Annotated in this window: 12 protein-coding genes; 7 read left to right on the top strand and 5 right to left on the bottom strand. The window is 65.4% G+C overall.

The window, feature by feature from the left end; translation table 11 throughout:
* Window positions 1–157 precede the first annotated feature (157 nt).
* Window positions 158–811, bottom strand: a complete 654-nt coding sequence (locus DVDV_RS09410; protein ID WP_075354425.1) for a hypothetical protein — start codon at window positions 809–811, stop codon at window positions 158–160.
* A 349-nt stretch (window positions 812–1160) separates the two neighbouring features.
* Here DVDV_RS09410 and dsrA point away from each other — a divergent pair, with 349 nt between their 5' ends.
* The 5 genes from dsrA to DVDV_RS09385 all read left to right on the top strand — a co-directional run bounded on the left by dsrA (window position 1161) and on the right by DVDV_RS09385 (window position 6769).
* A complete protein-coding gene (gene dsrA, locus DVDV_RS09405) occupies window positions 1161–2474 on the top strand; it encodes a dissimilatory-type sulfite reductase subunit alpha (protein ID WP_075354424.1) in 1314 nt (437 codons plus the stop codon).
* A 16-nt stretch (window positions 2475–2490) separates the two neighbouring features.
* A complete protein-coding gene (dsrB, locus tag DVDV_RS09400) occupies window positions 2491–3654 on the top strand; it encodes a dissimilatory-type sulfite reductase subunit beta (RefSeq protein ID WP_075354423.1) in 1164 nt (387 codons plus the stop codon).
* A 57-nt stretch (window positions 3655–3711) separates the two neighbouring features.
* Window positions 3712–3939, top strand: a complete 228-nt coding sequence (locus DVDV_RS23335; RefSeq protein WP_075354422.1) for a dissimilatory sulfite reductase D family protein — start codon at window positions 3712–3714, stop codon at window positions 3937–3939.
* 159 nt (window positions 3940–4098) lie between these two features.
* Complete coding sequence (locus DVDV_RS09390) at window positions 4099–5520, top strand: cobyrinate a,c-diamide synthase (protein WP_075354421.1); 1422 nt, start codon at window positions 4099–4101, stop codon at window positions 5518–5520.
* A gap of 172 nt (window positions 5521–5692) precedes the next feature.
* Window positions 5693–6769, top strand: coding sequence for a hypothetical protein (locus DVDV_RS09385; protein WP_075354420.1), 1077 nt, complete (start codon window positions 5693–5695; stop codon window positions 6767–6769).
* Here the strand turns inward: DVDV_RS09385 and DVDV_RS09380 are convergent.
* Both DVDV_RS09380 and polA read right to left on the bottom strand, forming a co-directional pair.
* Complete coding sequence (locus tag DVDV_RS09380; protein ID WP_075354419.1) at window positions 6766–7575, bottom strand: hypothetical protein; 810 nt, start codon at window positions 7573–7575, stop codon at window positions 6766–6768. The two genes, DVDV_RS09385 and DVDV_RS09380, sit on opposite strands and share 4 nt — an antisense overlap.
* A gap of 131 nt (window positions 7576–7706) precedes the next feature.
* The gene (gene polA, locus DVDV_RS09375; RefSeq protein WP_075354418.1) at window positions 7707–10379 is read right to left on the bottom strand and encodes a DNA polymerase I; all 2673 of its coding nucleotides are present in this window, start codon (window positions 10377–10379) and stop codon (window positions 7707–7709) included.
* 246 nt (window positions 10380–10625) lie between these two features.
* Here polA and DVDV_RS09370 point away from each other — a divergent pair, with 246 nt between their 5' ends.
* Complete coding sequence (locus tag DVDV_RS09370) at window positions 10626–12239, top strand: TolC family protein (RefSeq protein ID WP_075354417.1); 1614 nt, start codon at window positions 10626–10628, stop codon at window positions 12237–12239.
* Between the two features lie 265 nt (window positions 12240–12504).
* On the opposite strand, the gene DVDV_RS09365 is transcribed toward DVDV_RS09370, so the two are convergent.
* Both DVDV_RS09365 and serS read right to left on the bottom strand, forming a co-directional pair.
* Window positions 12505–12693 carry a hypothetical protein gene (locus DVDV_RS09365; RefSeq protein ID WP_075354416.1) on the bottom strand — a complete coding sequence of 63 codons (189 nt, stop codon included), beginning with the start codon at window positions 12691–12693 and terminating at the stop codon, window positions 12505–12507.
* Window positions 12690–13979 (bottom strand): serine--tRNA ligase, encoded by a 1290-nt coding sequence (serS, locus tag DVDV_RS09360; protein ID WP_075354415.1) that lies wholly within the window; start codon window positions 13977–13979, stop codon window positions 12690–12692. Before serS ends, DVDV_RS09365 begins: the two co-directional genes overlap by 4 nt.
* A 212-nt stretch (window positions 13980–14191) precedes the next feature.
* On the opposite strand from serS, the gene DVDV_RS09355 reads away from it, so the two are divergent.
* Window positions 14192–14695, top strand: coding sequence for a CinA family protein (locus DVDV_RS09355; RefSeq protein WP_075354414.1), 504 nt, complete (start codon window positions 14192–14194; stop codon window positions 14693–14695).
* Window positions 14696–14742 lie beyond the last annotated feature (47 nt).

Here is a 14742-nt window from a genome sequence, read left to right as displayed (position 1 = left end):
AAACTGTATTTGCCGAAGGTGTGCCGGGAATCGGCCGCTGAAACGACGGCCAGCGGCGACGCGAAAAAGAGGCAGAGGCTGACAAGCAAGGCTTTGAACATCATGTGAACTCCCCCAGGCCGGAGCGCCGGCAAAACTGGCAGGTTCGGATGTAGGCTTATGGCCGGCGCTTGTAAAGGCCGCCCGGGATGACGGCGGCGCGCAGGGCGGGCAGGGCCTCGGCCAGGGGCCGGCCGAGATAGAAGGGCAGGGTGTCCGGGTCCAGGCCGAGGCGGGCCGGGAGGAGTTCGCGCATGGCGGCGTCGAAGCGGGCCAGGGCGGCAACCTGTTCCCGGGCGGCCTGATCGCCGGCGGCAGCCAGCCGGCACAGCCCGGCCAGCCGGGCCAGATCCGTCTCGGCCTCGTGATGGGCGCACAACTCGGCCAGGGCGCTGCCCGGTTCGATGAGGTCGGCCCGGGTGAGGCGGTCGGCGGCGTAGAGGGCGGCCAGGGCGGCCGGATCGTCGCAAAAAAGGGCGCGGCATTCCAGCGGGCCGGCATCGTGGATGGCGCAGGCCGGCGGGTCGCGATAGAGCAGGCAGGCCCGGCCGCCGGCTACGGGCCGCACCTTGACCAGCTCGGCCGGGGAGGGCCCGACCGTGCCGGCGACGTTGTCGGTGACTCCTTCCCCCCGGCGCAGGGTGACCAGTTGGGCCGGGGTGAGGCGGCCCTGGTGGATGAGCGGCAGATCGGCCGCGTGCAGGGCCGGACCGCCCAGGCGGCAGCAGCGGCCGCAGCGGCGGCAGGTCGGGGCAGGGGTGGGCGACGGCATGGGGGGGTGATGGTTCAAAAGGCGGCGTTTGGCAAGTTTTGGGCCGTGGTTCTGGGCTGGCAGGAAATAGGCTTTGCAACGAGGGGGGTCTCGTGATAGGGACAATGTTCCGGGAGTTCTCGCTCTAAGCCCGGTTTGCCGTTGACATAACGGCTGTTGTCATTTTAGATCGGGAGCGATTGTTCAAAAGTTCACGTTTCGTTCAGAGACCCCCAAATGAATAACACCCCACACGTCGGCGAGCAGGGTCGGTCGGTGGGGAGGGCGCCCTAAGCGGCGCGCAAGCCCGCACGGAGCGCGTGTTAGCTGGTTAAGGCGGTAACTCTTCAAACCCCACTGGAGGAAGCAAATGGCGAAACACCAAACTCCCTTGTTGGACCAGCTCGAAACTGGGCCCTGGCCCAGCTTCGTGTCCGACATCAAACAGGAAGCAGCCCATCGGGCCGCTAACCCCGACGGCCTGGATTACCAGACTCCCGTTGACTGCCCTGACGATCTGCTCGGCGTGCTGGAACTCTCCTTCAAGGACAAAGAGACCCACTGGAAGCACGGCGGCATCGTGGGCGTTTTCGGTTACGGCGGCGGCGTCATCGGCCGTTACTGCGACCAGCCCGAGATGTTCCCGGGCGTTGCCCACTTCCACACCGTGCGTCTGGCCCAGCCCTCCGGCAAGTACTACACCGCTGATTACCTGCGCGGCATCATGGACATCTGGGACCTGCGCGGTTCCGGCCTGACCAACATGCACGGCTCCACCGGTGACATCGTGCTGCTCGGCACCACCACCCCGCAGCTGGAAGAAATTTTCTTCGACGTCACCCACAAGATGAACACCGACCTCGGCGGCTCGGGCGGCAACCTGCGCACCCCGGCTGACTGCCTCGGCCAGTCGCGCTGCGAATTCGCCTGCTACGACACCCAGGACCTGTGCCACACCCTGACCAATGACTACCAGGACGAGCTGCACCGTCCGGCCTTCCCCTACAAGTTCAAGTTCAAGTTCGACGGCTGCCCCAACGGCTGCGTCGCTTCCATCGCCCGTTCCGACTTCTCGGTCATCGGCACCTGGAAGGACGACATCCGCATCGACCAGGATCGCGTGAAGGCCTATGTCGCCGGCGAGTTCAAGCCGGGCGGCGGCTCCCACTCCGGCCGCGACTGGGGCAAGTTCGACATCGTCAAGGAAGTCGTGGATCGCTGCCCCACCGGCTGCATGAGCTACGACGGCGCCAAGCTGTCCATTGACAATGCCAACTGCACCCGTTGCATGCACTGCATCAACACCATGCCCGCAGCGGTCAAGATCGGCAAAGAAACCGGCACCTCGATCCTGCTCGGCGCCAAGGCCCCCATCCTTGACGGCGCCCAGATGTCCTCGCTGCTCGTTCCCTTCGTCGTGGTCGAAAAGCCCTACGACGAGATCAAAGAAGTCATCGAGAACATTTGGGACTGGTGGATGGAAGAAGGCAAGAACCGCGAGCGCGTGGGCGAGACCATGAAGCGTCTGTCCTTCCAGAAGCTGCTCGAGGTCACCAACATCAAGGCTATGCCGCAGCATGTCAAAGAGCCGCGCTCCAACCCGTACATCTTCTTCAAGGAAGAGGAAGTGCCCGGCGGCTTTGCCCATGACGAAAAGGCCTATCGCCAGAGACACATGAGATAAGCGGGGGACATAAGAAATGGCATTCATCTCTTCCGGATACAATCCCGACAAGCCCATGGAAAACCGGATCACGGATATCGGTCCTCGTCATTTCGAGGAGTTCTATCCGCCGGTCATCAAGAAAAACAAAGGCGCGTGGGACTACCACGAGATCGTCAAACCCGGCGTGCTCAAGCATGTCGGCCTGTCCGGCGACGTGGTCTACACCGTGCGCGTCGGCGCTGCCCGCCTCATGAGCGTCACGCACATCCGCGAGATCTGCGAGATCGCCGAGAAGCATTGCGGCGGCCACCTGCGCTTCACCACGCGTAACAACGTGGAGTTCATGGTCGAGACCGAAGCCGCTCTTGACGGCCTGCTGGCCGATCTGGCTTCCCGCAAGTTCGCTGGCGGCAGCTTCAAGTTCCCGGTCGGCGGCACCGGCGCCTGCGTCTCCAACATCGTCCACACCCAGGGTTACGCCCACTGCCACACCCCGGCCACCGACGCCTCCGGCCCGGTCAAGGCTGTCATGGACGACATGTTCGAGTACTTCCAGTCCATGACCCTGCCGGCCATGGTCCGCATCTCGCTGGCCTGCTGCCTCAACATGTGCGGCGCGGTGCACTGCTCCGACATCGGTATCGTCGGCATCCACCGCAAGCCCCCCATCGTCGAGCACGACCGCCTGGACAACATCTGCGAAGTGCCCCTGGCTGTCTCCGCCTGCCCCACCGGCGCCATCAAGCCGGCCAAGGTCGAGATCGACGGCAAGAAGGTCAACTCCGTTGCCGTTAACGCCTCGCGCTGCATGTACTGCGGCAACTGCTACACCATGTGCCCGGCCATGCCGCTCGCTTCCGGCGAGGGTGACGGCATCGTGCTCATGGTCGGCGGCAAGGTGTCCAACCGCATCTCCATGCCCAAGTTCTCCAAGGTCGTTGTGGCCTTTATCCCCAACGAGCCGCCCCGCTGGCCGACGCTGACCAAGATGGTCAAGCAGATCGTCGAAGTGTACGCCAAGGAAGCTCGCAAGTACGAGCGCCTGGGCGAGTGGGCCGAGCGCATTGGCTGGGAGAAGTTCTTCGAGCTGTGCGACCTGGAGTTCACCCACCACTGCATCGATGACTTCCGTGATCCGGCCTACTACACGTGGCGCCAGAGCACCCAGTTCAAGTTCACCAAGCACATCGAGGCTTAATAACAACTTCCGGGCGGGGAGCGATCCCCGCCCGGAAACAAACAAAGAGGGGACGCTATGCCTTCCGAGAAAGAGCAAGTTCTCGAATTCCTTACGGGGAAAACTGGCAAGTCCAAGTTCTACTTCAGCGATCTTTGCAAGGTTTTTCCGGACAAAAAGCAGCGCGAAGTCAAAAAAGTCCTCACCGAGCTGGTCAACGAAGGCAAGCTGGAATTCTGGTCGAGCGGCTCCACGACCATGTACGGCTTGACCGGCGCCGGCAAGCAGAAGGCCGAAGAAGAATAGCCCAAAGCGGCGCGAAGCGTTTTGCGAGTCGGATCTTTCGGCTTTGGCGGCACGCCTCGAACTTTGCCGTTCCCGATGTGCCCTCTTGGCCTTTGTGGGACCTGCTCGTGAAACCCGAACTCTCCGACGCGCCGCAATGCGCGCCCAAAGACACGCGCCGTGAACTATCGCCCGCGTCTGGTCCTGGCCGGACTCTCCGGGGGGGCCGGAAAGACGATCCTCTCCCTCGGCATCTGCCGGGCTTTGGCCACTGCGGGTCTGCGAGTCCGCCCTTTTAAAAAGGGTCCGGATTACATCGACGCCGCCTGGCTCGGCCTTGCCGCCGGCCACGACGCCACCAATCTGGACCCTTTCTTATTGCCCCCGGACCGGATTCCCTCACTTTTCCTCGAAAAATCCGCCGACGGCGACATCAGCATCATCGAAGGCAACCGCGGCATCTTCGACGGCATGGACGTGGCCGGCTCCTGCTCCACCGCTGCCCTGGCCCGCTCCCTGGCCGCCCCGGTCGTACTCATCCTCGACGCCACCAAAATGACCCGCACCGCGGCCGCCATCGTGGCCGGCGTGGCCGCCTTCGAGCCCGGGCTCCATCTGGCCGGCGTGGTCTTAAACCGCACCGCCGGTCCGCGCCACCGCGACATCCTGCGCGAGGCCATTGAATCCCTGGCCGGGGTGCCGGTGCTTGGCTTACTGCCGAAAATTTCCGTCAATCCCATTCCCGAACGCCACATGGGGCTGGTGTCCAACCGCGAACAGGACGCCGTGGACCCCATTTTGGACGGCATTGCCGCTGTGATCCGGGACAATGTCGATCTGGACCGCCTGCTGGCCATTGCCCGGGCCGCGCCGGCCCTGGCCGAGGCCGCCCCGCCGGTCCGGCCCGCCCCCCGGGGCGATGGGACCCGGCCGGTCATCGGCGTGGTGCGCGACGCCGCCCTGTGGTTTTACTATCCGGAAAATCTCGAAGCCCTGGAGCGGGCCGGAGCCCGGCTGGTCACGGTCAGCATCCTCGATGCCGCGCCCTGGCCAAAGCTGGACGGCCTGTATCTCGGCGGCGGGTTCCCGGAAACCCATGTCGAGGCCCTGGCCGCCAATGCCGTGGTGCGCGACCGGGTGCGGGACCTCTCCGCCGACGGCCTGCCCATTTACGCCGAGTGCGGCGGGTTTATGTACCTGTGCCAGGGGCTCGACATTGCCGGCACGGTCTACCCCATGGCCGGCGTCTTTCCGGTGACGACGACCCTGTGCGCCCGGCCGCAAGGCCTGGGCTACAGCGTGGCCCGGGTGGTCAGGGACAACCCCTACCATCCCGTGGGCACGGTCCTTCGCGGCCATGAATTTCATTATTCCAAATGCCAGGCCGCGCTTGGGACCTGCTCCGGCACCGGTCCGGGCCTGCCCGGAGCCGAGGCCTTTGCCCTGGCCATGGAGCGCGGCGTGGGGATGCTCGACGGCCTGGACGGTCTGGTCACGGCCAATACCTTTGCCGCCTACACCCACATCCACGCCGACGGCGCACCCCATTGGGCCGACCATTTTGTGGCTGCCGCCCTGGCCCGCTGCACTGCACGGGGCTGATACCCGCCCGGACGGTTTCCCCTGTGGCCTTGCCCCTGGCCGCAGTGTGGCCCCTGGGCTGTGACGCGGACCCAAGGGAGCAACGCACGCTTTCTTCGGCTGTTTTCCCGAGGCGTATCGTTCCGGCCGCGCCCTCTTTCCACATCTGTCCCTTGCCGCCAAGGAGCCCCCGATGAGCATCACCCGCCAGATCGCTTCGCCGCAAGGCCTGCTGGACTATCGGCCCGAACTCGGGGCGGTCGCTGTGGAAGGCGGCGACGGCCTGACCTATGAAACCTATTTTGCCGGATTGGAGGCCTTTGCCTGCGGCGAGGCCCGGGCGGCATTGCTGGCCGCCCTCGTCGCCGCTGGTTGTCCGGCAGCGGGAACCGGGATCGATGCACTGGTCATCCGGGCAGAGAAGCATGGGGCCTTGTATCATCCGGCCAGCCTGACCGTGCGGGGGGGCGGGGTCGAGGTGAAGCTGTGCGTCAACGTGGCCGCCACCCCGGCCGCTGTCGCCCTGCTCGAACAGGAGGCCGGATTGCTGGCCGGCCTGCGTACGCATTTTACGCCGGACTATCTGCCCTGTCCCCATGCCTTTGCCACATCCGGCGGGATGGCGTTCCTGCTCGAGGACTGGTTTGCCGGCTTTCATGAATTTCACCAGGACGGGACCGGCCGGGTCCGGCTCTGGGACTACGATGCCGGCGAGCGCAGCCTGGAGGCCCGGCCCGCCCTGGAGATCTACCGGCAGGCGGCCCACATCCTCACGCGCTATTACCATGCCGACACCGGGGCCGGCATCGGCCCGTGGCACCACGCGGCCGGGGATTTCGTGGCCAGGGTGGCCGGAGAGGCGGTTGCCGTGCGGCTTATTACCGTTCGCGGTTACGGAGCCGGGCAGGATTTTACCGAGGCCGGGCAACTCGCCGACAAGCTGGCGGCCCTGGCCTTTTTCACCAACATGACCCTGCGTATGCGTCTGGACCGGGTGGAAGGCGTGGGGGAACTGGTGCTGGCTGGCGAGGATGTGGCCGAGACGGCAGTGCAGGGCTTTGTCTCGGGACTGGCGGCCCAGGGGCTTGCGGCCGAAACCCAACGCGGCATCCTGGACTTTCTGGGTTCGTTTTCGCCTGAGGAACTGGCCCGGGCCGGCAGTGGCCTTGGCTGGCCGTGTCCCGAGGACGAGGCGGCGCTGTTGGCCCGGGCCTGGCCCGGCCATGCTCGAGCCCTGGTCGCCGCCCTGGCCCGGTTCTCCGGCCGCTAGGCGCTGCCTTCAGCCTGCTTGTGAACAGCGGCCAGGACCCGCTTGGCCTCTTCCAGTTTCGGATCGGCGGTCAGGGCCTGGGTTGCGGCCGAGCGGGCCAGATCCCAGTGGCCGAGCCGGGAGGCGGCCAGGGCCAGGGTCTGGTCGTAGAGCGGCAGGGAGCCGCTGCGCGGTTTGCCCTCAAGGAGCAGCCGTTCCACCGTTGCCCATTCCTCGCCCTTGCTGCCGGCCAGGATCAGAAAATCATAAATTCTGGGATTTTCGGGCGATTCGTCGATGGCCCGCTTGAGGTATTCAAAGGCGGCCTTGTACTGCCCGGCATCGATCAGGCGCGAGGCAATAAGCGGAAAAAGCCCCTTCTCATCGACGTATTCATCCACTGCCGCGCGAAAATTGCGTTGGGCTTCCAAGAGGTTGCCCTCTGCCAACAGCTTGGTTCCCTTGATGATGGCATGGTCGATGCGAAGCTTGCGCTGGCGCATGGCGTCAAGGCCTTCGTCGGCCAGATCGGCTTCGATCTTTTGGGCCAGGGAGATCGTGAAGGCAGCCAGCTTTTGCTCTTGGCCCTTGGTGTAGGGGATGCCGTTTGGCACGTATTTCTTGACGCTTGGCAGTTTGCTGATGTTGGAGAGGCTTTCGCGCAAAAGGCCCTCAATGGGGGTGCGTTCGCTGCCCGGAAGTTTGACGGCCAGAAACGAGCGCAAGGATACGGCTACGAGCTGCACGGCGCGCAGTTCGTCGTTTTTTGCGTACGCGGACTTGGCCCGGGCCAAATCTTCCCGAATGGATTTACCGGTTGGCGGCATCCGTCTGTTCCTTGTCGATCCATTTGCCGCAAGCGGCGTTTTGCAGCTCCCAGCCGGCCATGAAGCCTGATGATGGTAGGCAACTTTGGCGCGGATGAAAAGCCCTTTGGCGTCCGTCGGCCTTCGTCGGCCTAGTGGGCCTCGCCCCAGGTCTGGCCGATGCCCCAATCGACTTCCAGGGGGACGGCCAGGGGGTACACGCCGGTCATGCGCGCCGCCAGCTGTTCGCCGGCGGCCTTGGCCGCCGCAGCCGGGGTTTCCAGCAGCAGTTCATCGTGGATCTGCAGGACCAGGGTCGCGCCGAGGCCGGCTAGGGTTTCGTCCCGGGCGGCAGCCAGCATGGCCATCTTAATGATGTCGGCCGCGCCGCCCTGGACCACGGTGTTTATCGCCTGACGCCGGGCCTGGGAGGAGAGCTGGCTGTTGGCGGAGCTGATGTCGGGCAAAAGCCGGCGCCGCCCGGCCAGGGTGGTGACGAAGCCCTGGGCCTTGGCCGATTCCACGATGCCGTCGTAAAAGGCGGACAATCCGGGCAGCCGTTCGAAATACCGGGCAATAAAGGCTTTGGCCGCATCGAGCTTGATGCCGAGATCCCGGGAGAGCTTTTGCGGCCCCATGCCGTAGAGCAGGCCGAAATTGATGGTCTTGGCCTGACGCCGCTGGTCCGGGGCCACGTCGGCCTCGGCCGTGTCAAAGAGCAGGGCGGCGGTGCGGGCGTGGATGTCGGCCCCGTGGGCAAAGGCGTCGAGCAGGGCCGGTTCGCCGGACAGATGGGCCAGCACCCGCAGTTCGATCTGGGAATAGTCGGCGGCGACCAGCTTGTTGCCGGGGGCGGCGATGAAGCAGTCGCGCATCCGCCGGCCGAATTCGCCGCGGATGGGGATGTTTTGCAGATTGGGGTTGGAGCTCGACAGCCGGCCGGTGGCCGTGGCCATGTTGTTGAGCGTCGTGTGGATGCGCCCGGCTGCATCGGCCAGGGCCGGCAGGGGGCCAAGATAGGTCGAGCGCAGTTTTTCAAGCTTTCGAAATTCCAGAATCCGGTCGACCAGCGGATGGACGCCGGCCAGCCGCTCCAGGGCTTCCTGGGAGGTGGACGCCGCGCCGCCCGGGGTCTTGCCGTGGGCCTTGAGGCCCAGGTCGGTATATAAAATTTCGCCAAGCTGCTGGCTGGAGCGCGGATTGAAGGGCTTGCCGGCCTTGGCGGCGATGTCGGCTTCCAGGGCGGCCAGGCGCGTCCCCACCTCCTCGGCGAAGCGGGCAAAGGCAGCCCGGTCGATGCCGATGCCGGCTTGTTCCATGGCCAGGAGCACCGGAATGAGCGGCAGTTCAAGTTCGGCCACAAGCCGGGTCAGGCCGGCCGTTTCCAGCCGCGCGGACAGGGTGTCGGCCAACAGGGCCGCGGCCCGGCCATTGTCGGTCGGGGAAATTTCGCTGGCGTCCACGGCCGGGTCGGAAAAGAGGCTGTCGCGCAGCCGCTCAAAGCCATAGGAGCGGCTCTCGGGGTTAAGCAGGTAGGCGGCCAGACCCAGGTCGAACCACAACGTGAGCGGCAGGGCGGCGTAAGCGGCGTTCGCGGCCAGCAGGGCCTTGACCGAGGGCACGGCCACCCGTTTGGCCGGCGCCAGCCAGGCGGCCAGGGCCGCAGGCGCGGCATCGAGGAGATAGTCATCCGGCCCAAACGACAGGCTCAGGCCGTTCTCCAGAGGAACCAGGGCCAGGGTGCGGCCGGCCGGATCGGGCAGATCGGCCAGGGCGGTGACGGGTTGGCCGGTCGTCGGGGCCTTGGCCGGGTCATTGGCCGGGGCCGACGCAACCGGGGCAGGCTTGGCGGATGCCCCCGGCGCTTGCCGGGCCGGCAGATCAAACAGCGAGAGCTGGGCCGAGGCAGCCGGTTCCTTGCGGGCCGGGGTCGGGGCCTGGACCGGCTGGCCGGGAATTTCCCGGGCCAGGGTGCGGAATTCGTAGCCTTCCAGAAAGGCGCGCAGGGCCGGCTGGTCGGGGATCCCCAGGGCGGTATCGGCCAGAGTGGTCTCCGGCAGGATGTCGGTGCGCAGGCGGGTCAGCTCGCGGTAGGTGAGGAGCGCTTCAAAGGCCGGTTCGATCTTGCTGCGCACTGTGGGCTTTAAGGTGTCGAGGCCCTGGCGCACGGCTTCCAGGGTGGGCAGGCGGCGCAGGATGTCCAGCGCCGTCTTGGGGCCGATGCCGGGGATGCCCGGAATATTGTCGCTGGCGTCGCCGACCAGGGCCTGCAAATCGGGCCAGGAAGCCGGGGCGATGCCGCACTCGGCCGTGAAATCCGCCAGGGTGGTCAGGCGTTCGGCCTTGCCCGAGGGATCGTACAGGGCCACCTGTTCGCTCAAGCATTGTTTAAGGTCTTTGTCCGCGCCGACGATGACCACCGGCAACTGGGGACTGAACCGGGCGGCCAGACTGGCGATGCCGTCGTCGGCCTCGGCTCCCTGGGGCACGATGACCGGCACCCCGAGCAGGGCCAGCCCCTGGCGCAGGGGTTCGATCTGGCGGGCCAGGGGTTCGGGCATGGCCTCGCGGTTGGCTTTGTACGCGGCATAGATGTTGCTGCGAAAGGTCGGGCCTTTGCCGTCGAGGAAGAAAACCAGGTGGCGCGGCTCCTGCTCTTTGAGAAGTTTGAACAGGAGGCGGAAAATCATAAACAGGGCGCTGGTGGGGAAGCCGTCCGACCGGGAAATGTCCCGGAAGGCATGGTAGCCACGGTAGATATAGGCGCTTCCGTCGACGAGGAAGAGGGGTGTTTTGGCGAAGCCAAGCCGTTTGGTCAGGGTCATGAGGCTCCTTTTGGCGGCATTCTGGCCGCGCCGATGCCTTGGCTTGTACGGCAGGGGGCGGGTGGATGCAACCAGGGCTGGCCTGGACTCGACAAAGAGGGGAAACCCGGATACGCTACCGCGCTGGAATGGGGTGTATGCCAGGGTTGTGAATGACTGTTCACAAGAGTATACAATCCGGATCAATTGTATTATCGGGAAGTTGCCCGGACTCCGGGTAATCTCTCGAGATGGAGAGGACACGGCATGACCGCAGACACGAAACGGCCCTATCAGATTATAATAACGGGCTTTTTAATTTTTGGTTTTTTTGTCGGGCCGGCTTTCGCCCAGGACGCGGCCACGAACAAAGACCGTGTGGCCAAACGCTATTCGGGTACTGCCCAGTCCGGCGCAGCCGCTGCCACGACCCCGGATGCCGGCCTTGAAAACCAGATCAACAAGATCCCCCTGCCCGAATTCGTCAAGGAAAAACAGACGGACCCGGCCGTGACCCAGGCCGGCGGCAAAGCCGTGGCCCAGGCCGGCGACGCCCAGTCCCTGGACATGCAGCAAAGCGTCCAGCGCAGCCTGGAAGCCAACCCGCAAATGCAGTCCGCCCGGGCCACCCTGTCGGGCTCTGAAGAGTACCGGCGCCAGGCCCTGGCCAACTTCGGCCCGGTGGGAACCGTCAGCTACGCCTTCCAGCGCACCGACGCCAAGGTCGTCAGTTCGACCACCCTGGCCAACCCGGGCAACCAGTTGGTCAACACCATGACCGGCTCAAACCTGGCCACGACGCGCACGGCTTCCACCCGGGTCGGCTATTGGCAAAATCTCTACCAGCTCCAGTTGCAGGTCACCCAGCCGCTTTTTACCGGTTTCCGCCTTTTAAATACCTACCAGAAGGCCGCCCTGACCAAAGAGCAGGCCGAAGCCAATATCAAGTATACCGAACTGACCTTGGTCAAGGCCGTGCAGCAGGCCTTCCTGACCTTGCTGCAAGCCCGGGCCAACGTGGCGAGCAACAAGGATTCCGTGGCCCGTCTGGAATCCCAGTACAAGGTGGCGCAGGCCTACTATGACGTCGGCCTCAAGCCCCGCCTGGACGTGTTGCAGGCCGAATCCGATCTGGCCCAGGCCGAGCAGGATCTGCTCAAGGCCGAAAACAACGTCCTGGTGCAGATCGCCCAGCTCAATTCCCTGCTCAACCTGCCGCTCAACCAGCAGACCAACTATCTGGGCGAGCTGTCCTACATCCCCTTTGCCATGAACATCGAGGACTGCCTCGATCTGGCCTACAAACAGCGTCCCGACCTGTACATGGCCGTCAAGTCCGTGCAGATCGCCGAGCGCAGCGCCAAGATCGCAGCCAGCCCGCTGTATCCCCAGGTCCAGGCCCAGGCCACCTATACCAAGCAGGGCAACACCCTGGATCTCGACCTCAAGGACAATTCCGGTTCGACCACCCCGGAGACCACTGCCGTGGGCATCACCGCCTCCCTGCAGGCCTGGGACTGGGGCTCGACCTATTTCGGGCTGCAGGCCGCCCGGGACAACGTCAAGAAGCTGCAGGCCGATCTGGCCAAACTGCGCCTGGACGTCGGCTATCAGGTCAAGACCTACTACCTCAATATCCAGGATGCGGCCAAACGCATCTCGGTGGCCCGCACCGCCCTGGAAGCGTCCAAGGAAGGCTTCCGCATGGCTGTGGCCCGCTACCAGGCCCAGGTCGGCACCAGCACCGACGTGCTCGACGCCCAGGCCCGGGTCAGCACCGCCGAGTTCAACCTGACCCAGGCCCTGACCGACTACCAGAGCGCCCTGGCCGACATCTACGTGGCCATGGGTACGAAAAATCTCAACCTCGCGGTCAACTAGGCCGCCGGGGTTTCCGGCGACGCCATGAGCGGCAGGCCACGGGGCCTGCCGCTTTTTTTTATGGTGCGGGTGGGAGAAAATGCGGGGCGGGCGGTCCTGGCCAATGATGGCCGGAGGCACGGGCCGGACGCGCCCAGGGCGGTTCCGGCCGCCGGGGCCGGCCTGCACCCGGCCGAAGAGGCGGGAAGGCCGGGCGGCAAGGCCCAGACGCAAAAACGCCCGGCAACCCCAAGGCTGCCGGGCGTTTTCCCGTTGTCGGGAAGGGCTAGCGGCGTCGGCGTTTGTCCAGGGACCGGCGCGTCAGCACGGCGAAAAAGCCGCCGATGAGGCCCAGGGCCAGGCCCCGGCGCATGTCCATGAAAAAGATGCCGCCAAGGACGCCCACCGCGCCGCCGATCAACAGGCCGCGCTTGACGTCGGCCCAGAAGGCCTTGCGCTTTTCGTCGGTGATCATGCCTGCTTTCCCTCCGGTTCCAGGACTTCAAGGCCGCCCATGTAGGGGATGAGCGCCTTGGGCATCGCCACCGCGCCGTCGGCGCGGACATAGTTTTCCAGGATGGCGGCCATGGTGCGGCCAATGGCCAGGCCGGAGCCGTTTAACGTGTGCACATAGGCCGTCTTTTTGCCGCCCTCGGGCTTGAAGCGGATGTCGGCGCGGCGGGCCTGGAAATCCTCGAAATTGGAGCACGAGGAGATCTCGCGGTATTTGTCCTGGCCGGGCAGCCAGACTTCCAGGTCGTAGGTCTTGGCCGAGGAAAAGCCGATGTCCCCGGCGCACAGGGCCACCACCCGGTAGGGCAGTTCCAGGGCCTGTAAAATGGCCTCGGCATGGCTGGTGAGCTTTTCCAGTTCGGCATAGGAGGCGTCGGGATGGACAAAGCGCACCAGTTCCACTTTGCCGAACTGGTGCAGGCGAATGAGCCCCTTGGTGTCCTTGCCGTAGGACCCGGCCTCGGAGCGGAAGCACTGGGAATGGCAGACGTAGCCCAAGGGCAGGGCCGACTCGGGCAGCACCTCGCCCCGGTGCAGGTTGGTCACCGGCACCTCGGCCGTGGGGATGAGGTAGGAGGCGGCGCCCTCGATCTTAAACAGGTCGGCGGCAAATTTCGGCAACTGGCCCGTGCCAAGCAGGCTCTCATCGGAGACGATGTAGGGGACGACCACTTCGGTGTAGCCGTGGGCCGCGATGTGCCGGTCGAGCATGAAGGCCGCCAGGGCGCGTTCCAGCCGGGCCAGGCCGCCGCGAAGGACCACGAAGCGCGCCCCGGACAGTTTGGCGGCCCGCTCGGCGTCAAGCCCGAGGGCCGTGCCCACGTCCTGGTGCTCGCGCGGGGGGAATTCGGAAAATTCGCGCGGCGTGCCGACCACGCGCACGGTCGGATTGTCGTTCTCGTTGGCCCCGTCCGGGGTGGTGGCGTGGGGCAGGTTGGGCACGCCAAGAAGCAGTTCGGCCACTTCGGCGTCAATGGCCTTGGCCGTCTCGTCCAGGGCCTTGATATCGTCAGACAGCGTCCCCAGCCCGGCCAGGACATGGGCGGCGTCGCCGCCGGCCCGTTTGATCTTGGCCACTTCGGCCGAAGCGGCGTTGCGCTGGCCTTTTTTCTGCTCAACCGCCGTCAGCAAGGCGCGTCGGCGTTCCTCCAAGGCCAGAAAGGCCGCCATGTCGAAGGGAAAACGCCGTCGGGCCATGCCCGCGGCCACGGCCTCGGGGTTTTGGCGCAGGAATTTAAGATCCAGCATACTCGCTCCTTGTCATATCCATCGGCCATGCCTGTACGCGGCCGGCGTTTGCCGCGTCAAGCCTGGACGCGGCAAGCGCCGGCCGTCGGCCCATGGGCGGGAACGGGCGTGGCGGGCGGCTCTTTTAACAAAATTGGCAACAGACCTCGAAGCAAGGCGGTGACAGGCCGGGAAAAATCAGATAGGCGGGGCAAAATGGCCGAGGAGGCAGCATGGAAGAGGTGATGCGGCAACTGGCGGGAACCCTGGGCGAGGCGCTTTCAGCCAGGGGCTGGATGCTTGGTTGCGCCGAGTCGTGTACCGGGGGCCTGCTGGCCAGCGTTCTGACGGACGCGCCAGGGGCTTCGTCCTGGTTTGGCGGCGGCGTGGTGGCCTATGCCAACGGCATTAAACGCGATGTGCTGGGCGTGCCCCAGGCTGTGCTCGACACCAAGGGGGCGGTCAGCCGGGAGGCCGTGCTGGCCATGGCCCGGGGTGCGCGCGGGGTGCTGCGGGCCGATGTGGCCGTGGCCATAAGCGGCATTGCCGGCCCAACGGGCGGCACGCCCCAGAAGCCTGTGGGCACGGTCTGGATGGCCTGGGAAGGGCCGGATTTTACCGATGTGCGCCAGTTTCTCTTTGCCGGCGACCGGTTGGCCGTCAAGCGGCTGGCCGTGGTCGAGGCCATGGAGGGACTCCTCGTCCGGATACGGCAGACCGCCGGTCCCGGAGCCTGAACCGTCGCGTCGACGTCTTGTCGCCAACCCGACGCCAGCCGGCCATC

The sequence above is a fragment of the Desulfovibrio sp. DV genome (assembly GCF_001936595.1).
Lineage (GTDB): Bacteria > Desulfobacterota > Desulfovibrionia > Desulfovibrionales > Desulfovibrionaceae > Solidesulfovibrio.
The sequence above is the reverse complement of the archived record's forward strand: the minus strand, read 5'-3'. Positions and strand labels throughout refer to the sequence as shown.